Below are 17,968 nucleotides of genomic sequence, written 5' to 3' on the forward strand. Positions count from 1 at the left end.
TATACGGCCCTGCTTTTCATTAGGAAAGCAGGCCGTCTGGCAATGAGGAGAAGCAGAAATGGCCGGCGCAAAAGAGATACGTTCCAAGATCGCCAGCGTGCAAAACACGCAAAAGATCACCAAAGCCATGGAGATGGTCGCCGCCTCCAAAATGCGTAAATCGCAGGAACGCATGGCGGCCAGCCGTCCTTATGCAGAAACAATGCGTAGTGTGATTGGTCACCTTGCGCTAGGTAATCTGGAATACAAACATCCATACCTGGAAGAGCGTGATGTTAAGCGCGTTGGGTATCTGGTGGTTTCTACAGACCGTGGCTTGTGTGGTGGTTTGAACATTAACTTGTTCAAAAAACTGTTGGCTGAGATGAAAGGTTGGTCTGAAAAAGGCGTTGAATGCGATTTAGCGCTGATCGGATCAAAAGCAGCGTCTTTCTTTGGCTCCGTGGGCGGCAAAATTGTTGCTCAAGTGACTGGCATGGGAGATAACCCTTCTCTGTCAGAACTTATCGGGCCAGTGAAAGTCATGCTGCAAGCCTATGATGAAGGTCGTTTAGATAAACTGTATATCGTTAATAACAAGTTTATCAATACGATGTCTCAGGAACCACGGATCATGCAGCTATTACCACTTCCGCCAGCGGAAGACGGTGAGCTGAAGAAGAAATCCTGGGATTACCTGTATGAACCTGATCCTAAAGCACTGCTGGATACCCTCCTGCGTCGCTATGTGGAATCGCAAGTTTATCAGGGCGTCGTTGAAAACCTGGCCAGCGAACAGGCCGCGCGAATGGTAGCGATGAAAGCCGCCACCGATAACGGCGGTAGTCTGATCAAAGAGCTGCAGTTGGTTTACAACAAGGCTCGTCAGGCCAGCATCACTCAGGAACTCACCGAGATCGTCGGGGGAGCCTCCGCGGTTTAACCAGGTTATTACCCTAAATAGTTCAGATTGCGGGAAGGCGGCAACTGAGCAAATCCCCAGGCGCTTACTCAAGTAAGCAATTCGGGTGAGAGAAGGCAGCCAACGCCCCAGCAATTTGGAATATGACGGGTAAACGTATTACGTAGAGGATTCAAGATGGCTACTGGAAAGATTATCCAGGTAATCGGCGCCGTAGTGGACGTCGAATTCCCCCAAGACGCTGTACCAAAAGTGTACAACGCCCTTGAGGTTGAAGGCGCAGCTGAGAAGCTCGTGCTGGAAGTTCAGCAACAGCTGGGCGGTGGTGTTGTTCGTTGTATCGCAATGGGCTCTTCCGATGGTCTGAGCCGCGGGTTGAAAGTCATCAACCTGGAACACCCAATTGAAGTGCCAGTGGGCAAGTCAACTCTGGGCCGTATCATGAACGTATTGGGTGACCCAATCGACATGAAAGGTCCTATCGGTGAAGAAGAGCGTTGGGCAATCCACCGTGAAGCGCCTTCTTACGAAGATCTTGCCAGCTCGCAAGACTTGTTAGAAACCGGTATCAAGGTAATGGACTTGATTTGTCCGTTCGCTAAGGGCGGTAAAGTTGGTCTGTTCGGTGGTGCGGGTGTAGGTAAAACGGTAAACATGATGGAGCTTATTCGTAACATTGCGATTGAGCACTCAGGTTATTCCGTATTTGCTGGCGTGGGTGAGCGTACTCGTGAGGGTAACGACTTCTACCACGAGATGACTGACTCCAACGTTCTGGACAAAGTATCCTTGGTTTATGGCCAGATGAATGAGCCACCAGGAAACCGTCTGCGCGTTGCACTGACCGGCCTGACCATGGCGGAGAAATTCCGTGATGAAGGTCGTGACGTATTGCTGTTCATCGATAACATCTATCGCTATACCTTAGCCGGTACGGAAGTTTCCGCACTGCTGGGTCGTATGCCATCTGCCGTAGGTTACCAGCCAACTCTGGCAGAAGAGATGGGTGTGTTGCAGGAACGTATTACTTCCACCAAGACGGGTTCAATCACCTCTGTTCAGGCCGTTTACGTGCCAGCGGATGACTTGACTGACCCATCTCCAGCAACCACCTTTGCTCACTTGGATGCAACCGTCGTTCTGAGCCGTCAAATCGCCTCTCTGGGTATTTACCCAGCGGTTGACCCGCTTGACTCCACCAGCCGTCAGCTTGATCCGCTGGTTGTTGGTCAGGAGCACTACGATGTAGCGCGTGGCGTGCAGTCTATTCTGCAACGTTACCAGGAACTGAAAGATATTATCGCAATCTTGGGTATGGACGAGTTGTCAGAAGATGACAAACTGGTGGTATCCCGTGCGCGTAAAATCCAACGCTTCCTGTCTCAACCGTTCTTCGTGGCAGAAGTCTTTACCGGTTCACCGGGCAAGTTCGTATCGCTGAAAGATACCATTCGTGGTTTCAAAGGCATCATGAACGGCGACTATGACCACCTGCCGGAGCAGGCGTTCTACATGGTTGGCACCATTGAAGAAGCAGTGGAAAAAGCCAAGAAACTGTAACGCTGTTGACTGGAGGGTGACATGGCTGCAATGACTTACCATCTGGATGTTGTGAGCGCTGAGAAGAAGATGTTCTCTGGCGTGGTACAAAAAATTCAGGTGACGGGTAGTGAAGGAGAGCTAGGGATTTTCCCTGGTCACGCCCCACTGCTCACTGCCATTAAGCCTGGCATGATACGTATCGTTAAGCAGTTCGGTGAGGAAGAGTTTATTTATCTTTCTGGCGGCATCCTTGAGGTGCAACCGAGTGTGGTGATCGTATTGGCTGACACTGCTATTCGTGGAACTGATCTGGATGAAGCTAAGGCGTTGGAGTCTAAACGCAAAGCAGAAGAACATATCAATAACTCCCACGGCGATGTCGACTATGCACAGGCATCCGCTGAATTGGCGAAGGCGATTGCAAAACTACGTGTAATCGAGCTGACCAGGAAAGCGATGTAATTTTACAGTGGTGGGTTTTTAGTAACCCACTAATTTGTAAAATTATTATATATTTAAAGTAATTGAGGATGTTGGTTACTAGCGAAGGTTGCTAAACCGCCCACAACTTCAAATACGAAGAATATAAAGAACGATAGAATGCCAGTCAGTAAAACTGATTGGCATTTTTTTTACCTTCATACGCAATAATATGCATTCGTTAATCACCTTCTTCCGACTTTCTGCTATTTAATTAAGCCTCAGCTAAACTTAAAGCGTTTCTTTCTGAAAACTCTTGTTTCTTGTCGTAAAATAAGTAACTAGTGACCTGCGTAGATGGGGGCATTTTAATAAAAATAGGTCATAAAACGTCGTCGATCGCAGACACTTTTATCTGCATTTTTTTATTACCTGCTCTATCGCTACAACCCTTTAACCATGCGGGTTGAGTACGTTTTTCGCTGAGAAATATGTAGTAATTATTTCGCTAAACAGGTTTACTTCCGTCTATTAATTTGGAGTTATCAGGTTGCTTATGTCTAACAGCTCAATGAGTGTAGTCATCCTTGCCGCAGGTAAGGGGACACGTATGTATTCCGACCTTCCTAAGGTGTTACACCCACTGGCAGGCAAGCCGATGGTTCAGCATGTTATTGATGCTGCCATGAAGTTGGGTGCTCAGCAGGTTCATCTGGTTTATGGGCATGGCGGCGAGTTGCTGCAAAAAACACTCACTGACCCGGCATTGAACTGGGTGTTGCAAGCTGAGCAGTTGGGTACCGGCCATGCGATGCAACAAGCTGCACCACATTTTGCTGATGATGAAGATGTCCTGATGCTGTACGGCGATGTGCCGTTAATCTCAGTTGATACTCTCCAGCGCTTGTTAGCGGCGAAGCCACAAGGTGGTATTGGCTTGCTAACGGTGAAGCTGGATAACCCTAGTGGTTATGGCCGTATTGTGCGTGAGAATGGCGATGTAGTCGGGATTGTTGAGCATAAAGATGCCAGCGACACGCAGCGTGAGATTAATGAAATAAATACCGGGATTTTGGTTGCCAATGGTCGTGATTTAAAGCGTTGGTTATCACTGCTGGATAACAATAATGCCCAAGGTGAGTTTTATATCACCGATATTATTGCGCTGGCCCATGCTGATGGTAAGAAGATAGCTACTGTGCATCCCGCTCGTCTGAGTGAGGTTGAAGGTGTCAACAACCGGCTGCAATTAGCCGCTCTTGAACGCGTTTATCAGTCAGAGCAAGCTGAGAAGCTTTTGCTGGCTGGGGTGATGTTGCTGGACCCAGCGCGCTTTGATTTGCGCGGAGAATTAACACATGGCCGTGACATCACTATTGATACCAATGTCATCATTGAAGGCCATGTGACTTTAGGTGATCGAGTTCGTATTGGAACTGGGTGTGTTCTTAAAAACTGTGTGATTGGTGATGATTCCGAAATCAGCCCATACAGTGTATTAGAAGATTCTCGTTTGGATGCTGGTTGTACTGTTGGGCCATTTGCCCGCCTGCGGCCTGGTGCGGAATTAGCTGAAGGCGCGCATGTCGGTAACTTTGTTGAGATCAAGAAAGCCCGCTTGGGTAAAGGCTCTAAAGCTGGTCATCTCTCCTATTTAGGCGATGCTGAAATTGGCTCTGGCGTAAATATTGGCGCAGGAACTATAACTTGCAACTATGATGGAGCTAATAAGTTTAAAACTATTATTGGCGATGATGTCTTTGTCGGGTCCGATACTCAACTGGTGGCTCCCGTCACGGTTGCAAACGGCGCGACGATTGCTGCAGGGACAACTGTCACCCGTGATATCGCCGAAAACGAGTTAGTGCTTAGCCGCGTTAAGCAAGTCCATGTGCAGGGTTGGCAACGTCCGGTTAAGAAAAAATAATCTATACCCGTCATACTTCAAGTTGCATGTGCGTTGGCTGCTTTCGTTCCCCCCAGTCACTTACTTATGTAAGCTCCTGGGGATTCGCTCAATTGCCGCCTTCCTGTAACTCGAATTATTTAGGGTATATAAAACAGTCCCTTCAACGTACGTTATTCTGCATTGAAGGGATGTTTTGCCCTGTATTTTTGGCATATATATTTCTGCTGAGAGTACAGAACAAAACATAATAATCCCCAACTCTACAGGCTCGGGGAACCCGGAAAATCCGGAAATTCAGGTCACTGACATCGACAAGGTTCTAAAAGAACCTTACATAGGAATAAAACAGATGTGTGGAATTGTTGGCGCAGTAGCGCAACGTGATATCGCTGAGATTCTGATCGAAGGTTTACGTCGTCTTGAATACCGTGGCTATGACTCAGCCGGTTTAGCTGTAGTGGATGCTGAAGGTAATCTGACTCGTTTACGTCGTGTGGGTAAAGTTCAGGCGCTGTCTGATGCGGCCGAAAATCAGGCTTTACATGGTGGAACCGGGATTGCACATACCCGTTGGGCTACTCATGGTGAGCCATCAGAGGCCAATGCGCACCCTCATGTTTCTGACTATATCTCCGTGGTTCACAACGGTATTATCGAAAATCACGAACCATTACGTGAATTGCTGATTAGCCGTGGCTACCGTTTCAGTTCTGAAACTGATACTGAAGTTATTGCTCACCTGGTGCACTGGGAGCTACAGCAGGGCGGTTCTTTGCTGGAAGTGGTCAAACGTGTGATCCCGCAATTGCGTGGTGCATACGGCACTGTGGTAATGGATAGCCGTGACCCAAGTCGCTTGGTCGCCGCCCGTTCTGGTAGCCCGCTGGTGATTGGCTGTGGTGTAGGTGAAAACTTTATCGCCTCCGACCAACTGGCTCTATTGCCGGTAACCCGCCGCTTTATCTTCCTGGAAGAAGGGGATGTGGTTGAAGTAACTCGCCGTAGCATCGCCATTTTTGATAAGCAGGGTAACGCTATTGAGCGCCCTGAAATCGAATCTCAGGTGCAATATGATGCCGGTGATAAAGGTGTTTACCGCCATTACATGCAAAAAGAGATTTATGAACAGCCGATGGCGATTAAAAATACGCTGGAAGGCCGTTTAAACCACGGTGCGATTGATTTATCAGAGCTTGGCCCGAAAGCCGATGCTCTACTGGCGGATGTGCAACATATCCAAATCATAGCCTGTGGTACTTCTTACAATTCAGGTATGGTTTCACGCTATTGGTTTGAGTCATTAGCCGGTGTGCCTTGTGACGTAGAAATAGCCTCTGAATTCCGCTACCGCAAATCTGCTGTGCGCCCTAATAGCTTGCTGATCACCTTGTCACAATCGGGTGAAACTGCGGATACGCTGGCTGCTCTGCGTTTATCCAAAGAGTTAGGATACTTAGGTTCGCTGGCAATTTGTAACGTCGCCGGTTCTTCGCTGGTTCGTGAATCAGATTTGGCCTTGATGACCAAAGCTGGTACCGAGATTGGCGTGGCCTCAACCAAAGCCTTTACCACTCAGCTGACCGTGTTATTAATGCTGGTGGGGCGTATCGGCAAGTTAAAAGGTGCTGATGCCAGTCTGGAGCACGATATTGTTCATGCGTTACAGGCGCTGCCTGCTCGCATCGAGCAGATGCTGTCTCTGGATAAAACCATTGAAGCGCTGGCTGAAGGTTTCTCTGATAAGCACAATGCATTGTTCCTTGGTCGTGGTGATCAATACCCGATTGCGATGGAAGGTGCGTTGAAACTGAAAGAGATCTCTTATATTCATGCCGAAGCTTATGCTGCGGGTGAATTGAAGCACGGCCCATTGGCATTGATTGATGCTGACATGCCGGTCATCGTGGTCGCGCCAAATAACGAATTGTTGGAAAAACTGAAATCTAACATTGAAGAAGTACGCGCACGCGGCGGTTTACTGTATGTATTCGCTGATCAAGATGCAGGTTTCACTGATAGCGAAGGCATGAAAATCATTCAGTTACCGCATGTGGAAGAGATTATTGCCCCTATCTTCTACACTGTACCGCTACAGTTGCTGTCTTACCATGTCGCACTTATCAAAGGTACCGATGTGGATCAGCCACGTAACCTGGCAAAATCGGTCACAGTTGAGTAATAAGCGGAAAATCACATAAATAAAAGCCGGCATTTTGTCGGCTTTTTTGTGTTTATAGTTCCGTCATAAAATGTCATTTTTGCGCAAAAAATAAACCAGCAATAGGGCGTGTTAGAACAAGTAAAGTGAGTTTTTTACGAAATAAAGGATAAAGTAATTGCTATAAATTGATGTTAATTTATTGATATTAAATGTATTTATTTAAATCCTTCTTGTTTGTCATATAACTGTAATATTCCGTACATTTTTCTGTCATTAAACTGTCCTATTTTCCCTCCTGCACCATACTTAATCTGATGAAAACATTTTAGAGTTAATTCTAATATCCCATTAGGAGGGATTATGAAACTGATGCGTACCACCGTAGCCAGCATTGTGGCAGCGACTTTATCTATGACCACTGTGTCCGCGTTCGCTGCTGCAAGCCTGACAGGTGCAGGTGCGACATTCCCCGCGCCGGTGTATGCCAAGTGGGCAGATTCTTATCAGAAAGAAACAGGTAACAAAGTTAACTATCAAGGGATCGGTTCTTCAGGCGGCGTGAAACAAATCATTGCTAATACTGTGGATTTCGGTGCTTCTGATGCGCCATTAGCAGACGACAAACTGGCTGCTGAAGGTTTGTTCCAATTCCCGACAGTGATTGGCGGTGTGGTGTTGGCCGTGAATATCCCTGGCATTAAATCCGGTGAGCTGACTTTAGACGGTAAAACACTGGGTGATATCTATCTGGGCAATGTGAAAAAGTGGAATGACCCGGCTATCACTAAGTTGAACCCAGGCGTTAAATTGCCAGATCAAAATATCGCTGTAGTACGCCGCGCTGACGGTTCCGGTACCTCATTCGTATTCACCAGCTACTTGGCTAAAGTGAATGCAGAATGGAAAGAAAAAGTGGGTGCAGGTTCTACTGTTAACTGGCCGACCGGTTTGGGTGGCAAAGGTAATGACGGTATTGCCGCATTCGTACAGCGCCTACCAGGCTCCATTGGCTATGTAGAATATGCTTACGCCAAGCAAAATAACCTGGCTTACACCAAACTGGTTTCTGCTGATGGCAAACCCGTTAGCCCGACTGAGCATAGCTTTAGCTCTGCGGCAAAAGGTGTAGACTGGAGCAAAACATTCGCTCAAGATTTAACCAATCAAAAAGGTGATGATGTATGGCCAATTACATCAACAACTTTCATCTTGGTACATAAAGAGCAAAAAAATGCCGCTAACGGCGCTGAAGTATTGAAGTTCTTTGACTGGGGTTACACTCACGGTGCTAAACAAGCCAACGAGCTGGATTATGCAACATTGCCAGCTGAAGTTGTCGAGCAAGTCCGTGCTGCCTGGAAAACTCAGATTAAAGACAGCAGCGGTAAGCCAATCTTTTGATTTACTGGCAACAAGCGGTTTATGAAATATTGATTCACAATATATACCCTAAATAATTCGAGTTGCAGGTAGGCGGCAATTGAGATAATCCCCAGGAGCTTACTCAAGTAAGTGACTGGGGTGAGCGAAAGCAGCCAACACCCCTGCAGCTTGAAGTATTAGGGGTAGGATGAGAAGAGAGTCTATGGCTGCGAACAAGCCGACAATCAAAGCACCGAGTCAATACGGTGACATCATTTTCAGTGCGCTGGTTAAACTGGCTGCGCTGATTACGCTATTTCTGTTGGGCGGCATTATCGTTTCACTGATTATTGCTTCCTGGCCAAGTATCGAGAAATTTGGTTGGGCTTTCCTGTGGACTAAAGAGTGGGATGCTCCAGCTGAACAGTTTGGTGCATTAGTGCCGATTTACGGTACGGTTGTTACCTCGGTTATCGCTTTGCTCATTGCGGTTCCAGTTAGTTTCGGTATTGCTCTGTTTCTCACTGAACTCGCGCCGAACTGGCTAAAACGCCCGTTAGGTGTGGCGATTGAATTGCTGGCGGCTATTCCAAGTATTGTTTATGGCATGTGGGGTCTTTTCGTTTTCGCTCCGCTGTTTGCCCGCTACTTCCAAGAGCCCGTCGGCAACGTGATGTCCGGCATCCCCATTGTTGGCGTATTGTTCTCTGGCCCAGCATTCGGTATTGGTATTCTGGCCGCCGGTGTCATCCTGGCTATCATGATTATTCCTTACATTGCCGCGGTTATGCGCGATGTGTTCGAACAAACCCCCGTGATGATGAAAGAGTCGGCCTATGGTATTGGCTGTACCACATGGGAAGTAATTTGGCGCATTGTGCTGCCTTATACCAAAAATGGCGTTATCGGCGGTGTGATGTTGGGCCTGGGTCGTGCGTTGGGTGAAACCATGGCAGTGACCTTTATTATCGGTAATACCTATCAGCTCGACAGCTTCTCGCTGTTTATGCCGGGCAACAGCATTACCTCTGCGTTGGCAAATGAATTTGCTGAAGCTGAATCTGGTTTACATACCGCCGCGTTGATGGAACTGGGTCTAATCTTATTCGTTATTACCTTTATCGTACTGGCTTTATCTAAGCTAATGATTTTGCGTCTGGCTAAGAAAGAGGGGCGCTAAGATGACAACGATGAATATGCAAAGTGATGCGACGCTGATGGAAACCCGCCGTAAAAAGCAGGCCTGGCGTCGTCAAAAAAATCGGATTGCCTTGATACTTTCAATGGCAACTATGGCGTTTGGCCTGTTCTGGTTAGTGTGGATTTTATTTTCTACCGTCACCAAAGGTATTGACGGCATGTCTTTGGCGCTGTTTACCGAGATGACACCACCACCTAATACCGCTGGCGGTGGTTTGGCTAACGCCATTGTCGGGAGTGGATTATTGATTCTGTGGGCGACCGTCATCGGCACCCCATTGGGCATCATGGCGGGAATTTATCTGGCGGAATATGGCCGTAAATCCTGGCTGGCAGAAATTACCCGCTTTATTAATGACATTTTGCTATCAGCTCCTTCTATCGTGGTCGGTTTGTTTGTCTACACCATTGTGGTTGCCAAGATGGAGCATTTCTCGGGCTGGGCTGGGGTGATTGCACTGGCGCTGTTACAGATACCTATTGTTATCCGTACCACTGAAAACATGTTGAAACTGGTGCCTGATAGCCTGCGCGAAGCGGCCTACGCATTAGGAACGCCAAAATGGCGCATGATATCGGCCATTACGTTGAAAGCCTCTATATCAGGTATTTTGACCGGGATCTTGCTGGCAGTCGCACGTATTGCCGGTGAAACGGCACCTTTGCTGTTCACGTCGCTCTCCAACCAATTCTGGAGCACCGATCTGACGCGGCCTATTGCGAACTTGCCGGTCACTATCTTTAAGTTTGCCATGAGCCCGTTTGCCGAATGGCAGCAGCTGGCATGGGCCGGGGTGCTGTTAATCACACTATGTGTACTGTTATTGAATATTCTGGCTCGTGTTATTTTCGCTAAGAAAAAATATTAATCGGCTGAGAAAGTGCCATTAATTAGCAAAGAAAATAACGATTCGCCAATAAATTCCAAAATGCGGCTACGGCGGCATTGGCTAAAAGAGAGAAGTCTTGATGAGTATGGCTACTGACATCAACAACAGCAAAATTCAGGTTCGCGATCTGAACTTCTACTACGGCAAATTTCATGCGCTGAAGAATATTTCGCTGGATATTGCCAAAAACCAGGTCACAGCATTCATTGGCCCATCAGGCTGCGGTAAATCAACACTACTGCGTACATTCAATAAAATGTATCAGTTGTACCCGGATCAGCGTGCTGAAGGTGATATTTTGCTTGATGGGCAGAATATCCTGACTGATAAACAAGATATTGCGTTACTACGGGCCAAAGTGGGTATGGTTTTCCAAAAGCCAACGCCATTCCCAATGTCGATTTACGATAACATCGCCTTTGGTGTGAAACTGTTTGAGAACTTGTCTCGCGCTGATATGGATGAACGCGTGCAATGGGCATTGACTAAAGCGGCTTTGTGGAATGAAACCAAGGATAAGCTGCACCAGAGCGGTTATAGCTTGTCGGGTGGGCAGCAGCAGCGTTTATGTATCGCCCGTGGCATCGCCATCCGCCCTGATGTGTTGTTGCTTGATGAGCCTTGTTCAGCACTTGACCCAATTTCTACCGGTCGAATTGAAGAGCTGATTAGTGAGTTGAAGTCAGACTATACCGTGGTGATTGTAACGCACAACATGCAGCAAGCCGCTCGCTGTTCAGATCACACTGCATTTATGTATCTGGGCGAGCTAATTGAATTCAGTGATACCGATACCCTGTTTACCGCGCCACAGCAGAAACAGACGGAAGATTATATCACCGGTCGCTATGGCTGATTTCACTCATAGGCTACTACATCAATTTTGCCTACTGCCTTTGGGATAGGCTATAAGAACGGGAAGTATCATGGATAATTTGAATCTTAATAAACATATTTCCGGCCAGTTCAATGCAGAACTTGAACATATCCGCACCCAGGTTTTGACTATGGGCGGGCTGGTGGAGCAACAATTATCTGACGCGATCACCGCCATGCACAATCAGGACGGTGAGTTGGCGCAGCGCGTCATCGAGGGCGATAAAAAGGTCAATATGATGGAAGTGGCTATTGATGAAGCCTGTGTGCGCATCATTGCCAAACGTCAACCGACGGCGAGTGATTTACGCCTGGTGATGGCTATCATCAAAACTATTTCTGAGCTGGAACGCATCGGTGATGTGGCGGATAAAATCTGCCGTACTGCGCTGGAAAAATTCTCGCATCAGCACCAGCCTTTGTTAGTCAGTTTGGAGTCTTTAGGCCGCCATACTGTGCAGATGCTGCATGATGTCCTGGATGCCTTTGCCCGTATGGATTTGGATGAAGCTATCCGAATTTATCGCGAAGATAAGAAAGTCGATCAGGAATATGAAGGCATCGTGCGCCAGTTAATGACGTATATGATGGAAGATCCACGCACCATACCCAGCGTGCTAACAGCACTGTTTTGTGCCCGTTCAATTGAGCGTATTGGCGATCGCTGCCAAAATATTTGCGAATTCATCTTCTACTTTGTCAAAGGGCATGATTTCCGTCACTTGGGTGGCGACGATTTAGAAAAACTGCTTTCTAATAAAGCTGAAAAGTAACAAGTCTCCCCCAATCAGGTTAAGCATTCATATTTGATTGGGGGATGTTTTTATCAATATCCTTCCTATATTCATCTGCATTTTCTCCACTCATTTAATCTCGTTTTATCTTTGTTTATATTTAATCCTCCATTGATTGACATAATAAAACCGTATTGTATGGCTGTGGGGTTGTATATTTAAATGGTTTTTTATTCTGAGGAAATATAACTTCCCTTATAGAGGAAAGTATACTTCCTTATTATGGTTGAATTCCGATTTTAATATCCAACCACATAAGCTCATATGAATTTTAATATGCGTTTACATTGGGCGGGATAAGTGAACATACGTCTGTATATGCCAAGGGATGTCGCTCTTAGCCTGCTGTGGGTGATATGGGGCGCGTGCCTAGTCAGCTATATAGTCTACAATTTATTTTTTTATCTTCTTCTTGCTCCTACTTTATTCCTCATTTTTATTTTGATAAATATTATGTTTAAAAAGAAAGCAAGCAGTTATGACAAGGTGTCTCCTATGACCAATTCATCTCTACAATCTACGGCATCATTATCTCATTCTCCATCAGATACCGCTAAGACGAATACGATTATAGCCGTGGGGACAAAATTAAAAGGCGATATCAACCTTGATGGTGATATTCAAATTTATGGTGTTGTCACCGGCGATATAGTCGTCAATGAGGGTACATTGAGATTAATGCGCAGTGGGCATATTGAGGGAAATTTAACGGCTCCTCATATTACGGTTGATGGGCGAGTTGAAGGGGTTTGTGTTTCCGATCATTTGGAAATTTTGGAGAATGGTCGTTTAAACGGCATTGTAAAAGGTAGTAATTTCTCCATCAAAAAAGGTGGCATTTTCATTGGCCAGTCAGAAATTACTGAAGAGTCAGTGGAACCCGCGAAGACCAAAGTTAAACCCACTTCTGCGAATCATCACGAAAAAGTGAAAGCAGAAGAAATACCAACTGAAATAGCGTAAAGCCGCAGATAACTCTACTGGAATGATTGTTACTCATACGTACTAGAAATGCGATTTGGCCGGGAATTCACGGCCATAATCGCTCGTTTACCCTGCCAACGATTTAACTTTTTCTCTCAATATAAGCAAACTTATACGCTGAGATTATTTGGTTATAAATATATCGTTTTATATTATTTCCTGACCTAACGCCGAATTGATAGCTTACACACAACGCAACATCTTAATCATCTTAGGAGCTTTCAATGAAGCAATCTCTATCCACAAAAAAAAGCGTTCTGGCACTAACGTTGTTAGCAAGCCTGGCCACACTTTCTGGTGCGGCTCATGCAGATAAACTGGATGATATTAAGAAGGAAGGAGTGGTGCGGATTGCTGTTTTTGATAGCAACCCTCCATTCGGTTACATCGACCCACAGACCAAAAAATTGGTGGGATATGATGTGGATGTGGCGAATGCTATTGCGAAAGATTTAGGCGTAAAAGTTGAATTGCGGGCAACCAACCCGGCTAACCGTATTCCATTACTGACATCTAAGAAAGTGGATTTGATTGCTGCCAACTTCACCATTACTGATGACCGTGCCAAGGAAGTGAACTTCAGCTTGCCGTATTTTGCCACAGGCCAGAAATTTATTGCTCATAAAGGCGTGCTGAAAACGCCAGAAGATATCGGCAAATTACGTATCGGTGCGGATAAAGGCACGGTACAGGAAATAACCTTGCGTGACCGTTATCCAACCGCGAAAGTCATTTCCTATGATGATACTCCTGTGGCATTTACCGCTTTGCGCAATGGTAATGTTCAAGCTATCACTCAGGATGATGCCAAATTAGTCGGGCTACTGGGTAATCTGCCTGCGGCACAAAAAGCAGATTTTGAAATCTCACCATTTAGTATTACCAAAGAATATCAAGGCATTGGTATTCCTAAAGGCGAAGATCGTTTAACCGCTGAAGTGAACGAGACTCTGGTTAAACTGGAAAAAGATGGCGAAGCAGCAAAAATTTATGACCGCTGGTTCGGGCCAGAAACCAAAGCCGCTCAACCACGTGGCGATTTCAAATTTGCACCATTGGATCAACAACCTAAAGCGTAATTCAATGTGATGTTGAAAACACCAAAGCCCTGCATTGTTATGATGCAGGGCTGTTTGCTTTTAAGCAGGTATGGGTATCAGGATATATGAATCTACATCACCTTACTGACTGGTTACTGGCCCCGCAATATCTTGGCTGGTTGTGGCACGGTTTTCTACTGACGTTATGGATTTCAGCCTGCACGGTGGTGGCCTCGACGTTGTTGGGCTTTTTGCTGGCCGCCGCCAGAGACAGTGAACTCAAAGGGCTGCAATGGTTTGCCATTGGTTACAGCACCCTATTCCGCAACACACCACTACTGATCCAGTTGTTCTTTTGGTACTTCGCTGCCAGTCAGTTTCTACCCGCATCCTGGATACCTTGGCTTAATACACCTCATGAAATCACGTTTTTCGGGTTAACCCTCGGCTGGCCTTCTTTCGAATTTTTGGCTGGTTTTATCGGGTTGACCTGTTATTCCACGGCATTTATTGCTGAAGAGTTGCGCTCGGGGATTAGCGGGGTTGCGAAGGGGCAAAAGTATGCTGCCCATGCACTGGGATTGACGGGATGGCAGGCCATGCGCCATGTGGTGTTGCCGCAGGCATTGAAGATAGCGATGCCGCCGTTACTTGGCCAATATATGAATATTATTAAAAACTCGTCGTTAGCCATGGCTATTGGGGTGGCTGAGCTCTCTTATGCCTCTCGCCAGGTTGAAACAGAAACATTGCGAACATTCCAGGCTTTCGGTGTTGCGACGGTGTTGTATATCGCGATTATTGCGTTGATTGAGGCCTGGGGTATGTGGCGTCAGCAACGAACCCTCGCTAAGGGGCACTGAGATGGATTTTACGATTATTGCTGATAACTGGACTTATCTGTTGTGGGGCACTTTTCCTGATGGCCCACTAGGCGGAGCTGCATTAACCTTGTTGATCAGCCTGTTGGCTGGGGTGGCTTCGGCAATTTTAGGCACGGCGCTGGGCGTGGCGTTGGCGATGTCCCGTGGTGTTTGGGCCGCAGTATTGGCCGCAGCTCTCGGTTTTTTCCGCGCAATTCCGGTGATTATGTTGATTTTTTGGACATATTTTCTTCTGCCAATTGTGTTTGGTGTGGATATACCGGAAATCACCACGGTGGTGTGTGCGCTGGCACTGATTGCATCGGCTTATCTGGCTCATGCGGTGAAAGCCGGGATCGTGGCAATCGGGGCTGGGCAGTGGCAGGCGGGTTTGTCATTAGGTTTCAATCGCTGGCAGGTTTTGTGGTTTATCGTCTTGCCACAAGCCTTACGCATGATGGTGCCATCGTTCATCAATCAATGGATTTCTTTGATTAAGGACACCTCGCTGGCCTATATCGTCGGGGTAAATGAACTGACATTTTTGGCCACTCAGGTTAATAACCGCAGCATGGTTTACCCGATGGAAGTGTTCCTGTTCGTGGCATTGGTCTATTTCGTTTTATGTTTGACGCTGGACTTATTAGCCAATGGTCTTAATCGCCGTTTTAGTCCGCAACATACCATTAATAAGCAAAGCGCCATGAAGCGATCATGGCGTTGGTGGCGAAATAAGTCAGTATTGCCAGCAAGTTAATGGCTGGTAATCTGCCAGCCTCTGTCACGCCATAAGTCAGGCAGTTGCCGCATATCATCAAACATGGTGACCAATGGGTGGTGAATCGGCTGGTTATGTGGGTCGGCGCAGTAATAATACACCGGTATCCCTGCGGCTATTCCGGCATGGGTACCGGCTGCGGAGTCTTCAACTAATATGCAGCGCTCGGCCGCGACATGCATCTTTTCTGCTGCATGATAAATCAGTGTCGGATCGGGCTTCCAACGCTGGATGTCATAGCCGCTATAAAGTTTGTCTTCAAAAAACGGCAGTAATCCGGTCAGGCCAAGCGAGTGCTGCATTTTACTCACCGGCCCATTGGACACCACGCAAACCGGCAACGTGATTTGCTCTAACAGGGCTTTTGCACCAGCGATGGGTTGTAACTCGGCATCAAATAAGCGGGCAACTTCGGCACGGTAGAGTTTTTCCAGCTTTTCTATGGGTTCATCCAGGCCGTTTTCTTGACTCACCCGCGCGACAATCTCATTGAGTTTTACACCTTTAAAACGCTTAATCACTTCTTCCAGTGACAGGTGAATATCATAATGGGCAAACATCACGACATAGGCCCGACAACACAGGACTTCACTGTCGACCAACGTTCCGTCGCAATCGAACATAACGCATTCAATATTACTCACTTATTTCTCCCTTTAATCATACCAACCCTCTTTATCCCACTTTAACTATCCTGCCCCAGAATGCGATAGTTAATTACTCCCGCATCAATATTACTCATATCAAATGAATAAAATTCAATAAGTTGAATGAGTAATGGTTAATATTTGATCATCTGTTGCGCAACAAGGCTGATAAAAAATAGCCAAATAGAGTGTGATCTCGCTCTAAACAACGGTTTTTTTGTTATAGGATATCCCTAACTATCACTCCCTTCTGTGGAACTCCTCGAATGAGTAAACCAAACCTTGATACTGAGCAGGGGCTGCTCGAACGTGTTTTTAAACTGAAGCAACATGGGACTACCGCACGTACTGAGTTAATTGCGGGTATCACAACCTTCCTGACCATGGTCTATATCGTGTTCGTTAACCCACAGATTTTAGGGGTTGCGGGTATGGATGTGCAGGCCGTATTTGTGACGACCTGTCTGATTGCCGCTTTTGGTAGCATCTTTATGGGCCTATTGGCTAACTTACCGGTCGCTCTGGCACCGGCGATGGGGCTTAATGCTTTCTTCGCTTTTGTGGTGGTTGGCGCGATGGGTATTTCATGGCAAGTCGGCATGGGTGCTATTTTCTGGGGCGCAATCGGTTTCCTTTTGCTCACCATTTTCCGTATCCGATATTGGATGATCGCTAACATTCCGCTGAGCCTGCGGGTGGGTATCACCAGCGGTATCGGCCTGTTTATTGCGATGATGGGGCTGAAAAATGCGGGCATCGTGGTGGCAAATCCAGACACGTTAGTCGCGGTGGGTAATCTAACCTCTCACAGTGTGTTGTTGGGGGCGCTGGGCTTCTTTATTATCGCGGTTCTGGCATCTCGCAATATCCATGCCGCAGTCTTGGTATCGATTGTGGTGACGACATTAATCGGCTGGGCGCTGGGCGATGTCCATTACTCTGGCATCTTCTCCATGCCGCCAAGTGTGACCTCAGTGGTTGGGCAGGTCGATTTAGCCGGTGCGCTGAATATTAGTATGGCCGGAATCATTTTCTCCTTCATGCTGGTTAACCTGTTCGATTCATCCGGTACATTGATTGGTGTGACGGATAAAGCCGGTTTAACCGACCATAAAGGCAAGTTCCCGCGCATGAAACAAGCGCTGTATGTGGACAGCATCAGCTCTGTTGCCGGCGCGTTTATTGGTACGTCATCAGTGACGGCTTATATCGAAAGCTCTTCCGGTGTTTCTGTCGGTGGCCGTACCGGCTTAACTGCGGTGGTGGTGGGGATTTTATTCCTGCTGGTGATGTTTGTTTCCCCACTGGCGGGAATGGTGCCTGCCTACGCTGCAGCGGGTGCGTTGATTTATGTTGGCGTACTGATGACTTCCAGCCTATCCCGAGTGAAATGGGATGACCTGACCGAAGCAGTTCCGGCGTTTGTTACCGCAGTGATGATGCCGTTCAGTTTCTCGATTACTGAGGGGATCGCGCTGGGCTTTATCTCTTATTGCGTGATGAAGTTGGGCACAGGTCGCTGGCGTGAGATCAGCCCATGTGTGGTGGTGGTTGCGCTACTGTTTATACTGAAAATTGCGTTTGTTGATCACTAATCGCAA

16 protein-coding genes are annotated in these 17,968 nt (G+C 47.0%); 15 read left to right on the forward strand and 1 reads right to left on the reverse strand.

Annotated elements, in window-relative coordinates:
• The first annotated feature begins 58 nt into the window (after nt 1-58).
• From atpG to QSV56_RS15170, 14 genes are all read left to right on the forward strand, one after another.
• Complete coding sequence (gene atpG, locus QSV56_RS15105; protein ID WP_011817476.1) at nt 59-922, forward strand: F0F1 ATP synthase subunit gamma; 864 nt, start codon at nt 59-61, stop codon at nt 920-922.
• Between the two features lie 156 nt (nt 923-1,078).
• A complete protein-coding gene (gene atpD / locus QSV56_RS15110) occupies nt 1,079-2,461 on the forward strand; it encodes a F0F1 ATP synthase subunit beta (protein WP_005161168.1) in 1,383 nt (460 codons plus the stop codon).
• A 21-nt stretch (nt 2,462-2,482) separates the two neighbouring features.
• Nucleotides 2,483-2,905: a F0F1 ATP synthase subunit epsilon gene (locus QSV56_RS15115; RefSeq protein ID WP_005175169.1), complete on the forward strand. Its 423-nt coding sequence runs from the start codon at nt 2,483-2,485 to the stop codon at nt 2,903-2,905.
• Nucleotides 2,906-3,419: 514 nt separating this feature from the next.
• Nucleotides 3,420-4,790: a bifunctional UDP-N-acetylglucosamine diphosphorylase/glucosamine-1-phosphate N-acetyltransferase GlmU gene (gene glmU / locus QSV56_RS15120; protein WP_046051942.1), complete on the forward strand. Its 1,371-nt coding sequence runs from the start codon at nt 3,420-3,422 to the stop codon at nt 4,788-4,790.
• 331 nt (nt 4,791-5,121) lie between these two features.
• Nucleotides 5,122-6,951 carry a glutamine--fructose-6-phosphate transaminase (isomerizing) gene (gene glmS / locus QSV56_RS15125; protein ID WP_005161161.1) on the forward strand — a complete coding sequence of 610 codons (1,830 nt, stop codon included), beginning with the start codon at nt 5,122-5,124 and terminating at the stop codon, nt 6,949-6,951.
• Nucleotides 6,952-7,293: 342 nt separating this feature from the next.
• Nucleotides 7,294-8,334 (forward strand): phosphate ABC transporter substrate-binding protein PstS, encoded by a 1,041-nt coding sequence (gene pstS, locus QSV56_RS15130; RefSeq protein ID WP_005175162.1) that lies wholly within the window; start codon nt 7,294-7,296, stop codon nt 8,332-8,334.
• Between the two features lie 184 nt (nt 8,335-8,518).
• The gene (gene pstC / locus QSV56_RS15135) at nt 8,519-9,475 is read left to right on the forward strand and encodes a phosphate ABC transporter permease PstC (RefSeq protein WP_005175159.1); all 957 of its coding nucleotides are present in this window, start codon (nt 8,519-8,521) and stop codon (nt 9,473-9,475) included.
• 1 nt (nt 9,476) lies between these two features.
• Nucleotides 9,477-10,364, forward strand: a complete 888-nt coding sequence (pstA, locus tag QSV56_RS15140; RefSeq protein WP_301212960.1) for a phosphate ABC transporter permease PstA — start codon at nt 9,477-9,479, stop codon at nt 10,362-10,364.
• A 100-nt stretch (nt 10,365-10,464) separates the two neighbouring features.
• A complete protein-coding gene (gene pstB / locus QSV56_RS15145) occupies nt 10,465-11,241 on the forward strand; it encodes a phosphate ABC transporter ATP-binding protein PstB (protein ID WP_004713904.1) in 777 nt (258 codons plus the stop codon).
• A gap of 70 nt (nt 11,242-11,311) precedes the next feature.
• Complete coding sequence (gene phoU / locus QSV56_RS15150; protein WP_005161145.1) at nt 11,312-12,034, forward strand: phosphate signaling complex protein PhoU; 723 nt, start codon at nt 11,312-11,314, stop codon at nt 12,032-12,034.
• 366 nt (nt 12,035-12,400) lie between these two features.
• A complete protein-coding gene (locus tag QSV56_RS15155) occupies nt 12,401-13,018 on the forward strand; it encodes a polymer-forming cytoskeletal protein (RefSeq protein ID WP_032902061.1) in 618 nt (205 codons plus the stop codon).
• A 245-nt stretch (nt 13,019-13,263) separates the two neighbouring features.
• On the forward strand, nt 13,264-14,118 hold the full coding sequence (locus QSV56_RS15160; protein ID WP_019081474.1) for an ABC transporter substrate-binding protein: 855 nt from the start codon (nt 13,264-13,266) through the stop codon (nt 14,116-14,118).
• Between the two features lie 86 nt (nt 14,119-14,204).
• Entirely contained in the window at nt 14,205-14,942 is a 738-nt protein-coding gene (locus tag QSV56_RS15165; protein WP_005161138.1) for an amino acid ABC transporter permease, read from the forward strand.
• A gap of 1 nt (nt 14,943) precedes the next feature.
• Nucleotides 14,944-15,699: an amino acid ABC transporter permease gene (locus QSV56_RS15170; RefSeq protein WP_057620650.1), complete on the forward strand. Its 756-nt coding sequence runs from the start codon at nt 14,944-14,946 to the stop codon at nt 15,697-15,699.
• Here QSV56_RS15170 and yieH read toward each other — a convergent pair.
• Nucleotides 15,696-16,364 (reverse strand): 6-phosphogluconate phosphatase, encoded by a 669-nt coding sequence (gene yieH / locus QSV56_RS15175; protein ID WP_019084194.1) that lies wholly within the window; start codon nt 16,362-16,364, stop codon nt 15,696-15,698. The two genes, QSV56_RS15170 and yieH, sit on opposite strands and share 4 nt — an antisense overlap.
• A 269-nt stretch (nt 16,365-16,633) precedes the next feature.
• On the opposite strand from yieH, the gene QSV56_RS15180 reads away from it, so the two are divergent.
• Complete coding sequence (locus tag QSV56_RS15180; protein ID WP_019081471.1) at nt 16,634-17,962, forward strand: NCS2 family permease; 1,329 nt, start codon at nt 16,634-16,636, stop codon at nt 17,960-17,962.
• Nucleotides 17,963-17,968: the final 6 nt, after the last annotated feature.

Source organism: Yersinia sp. 22-579 (genome assembly GCF_030433455.1).
GTDB lineage: Bacteria > Pseudomonadota > Gammaproteobacteria > Enterobacterales > Enterobacteriaceae > Yersinia > Yersinia enterocolitica.

Bases quoted from the DNA above. Each gene is read 5' to 3' on its own strand.
- atpG (WP_011817476.1), top strand. From the start codon at position 59: ATGGCCGGCGCAAAAGAGATACGTTCCAAGATCGCCAGCGTGCAAAAC.
- atpD (WP_005161168.1), top strand. From the start codon at position 1,079: ATGGCTACTGGAAAGATTATCCAGGTAATCGGCGCCGTAGTGGACGTC.
- QSV56_RS15115 (WP_005175169.1), top strand. From the start codon at position 2,483: ATGGCTGCAATGACTTACCATCTGGATGTTGTGAGCGCTGAGAAGAAG.
- glmU (WP_046051942.1), top strand. From the start codon at position 3,420: ATGTCTAACAGCTCAATGAGTGTAGTCATCCTTGCCGCAGGTAAGGGG.
- glmS (WP_005161161.1), top strand. From the start codon at position 5,122: ATGTGTGGAATTGTTGGCGCAGTAGCGCAACGTGATATCGCTGAGATT.
- pstS (WP_005175162.1), top strand. From the start codon at position 7,294: ATGAAACTGATGCGTACCACCGTAGCCAGCATTGTGGCAGCGACTTTA.
- pstC (WP_005175159.1), top strand. From the start codon at position 8,519: ATGGCTGCGAACAAGCCGACAATCAAAGCACCGAGTCAATACGGTGAC.
- pstA (WP_301212960.1), top strand. From the start codon at position 9,477: ATGACAACGATGAATATGCAAAGTGATGCGACGCTGATGGAAACCCGC.
- pstB (WP_004713904.1), top strand. From the start codon at position 10,465: ATGAGTATGGCTACTGACATCAACAACAGCAAAATTCAGGTTCGCGAT.
- phoU (WP_005161145.1), top strand. From the start codon at position 11,312: ATGGATAATTTGAATCTTAATAAACATATTTCCGGCCAGTTCAATGCA.
- QSV56_RS15160 (WP_019081474.1), top strand. From the start codon at position 13,264: ATGAAGCAATCTCTATCCACAAAAAAAAGCGTTCTGGCACTAACGTTG.
- QSV56_RS15165 (WP_005161138.1), top strand. From the start codon at position 14,205: ATGAATCTACATCACCTTACTGACTGGTTACTGGCCCCGCAATATCTT.
- QSV56_RS15170 (WP_057620650.1), top strand. From the start codon at position 14,944: ATGGATTTTACGATTATTGCTGATAACTGGACTTATCTGTTGTGGGGC.
- QSV56_RS15180 (WP_019081471.1), top strand. From the start codon at position 16,634: ATGAGTAAACCAAACCTTGATACTGAGCAGGGGCTGCTCGAACGTGTT.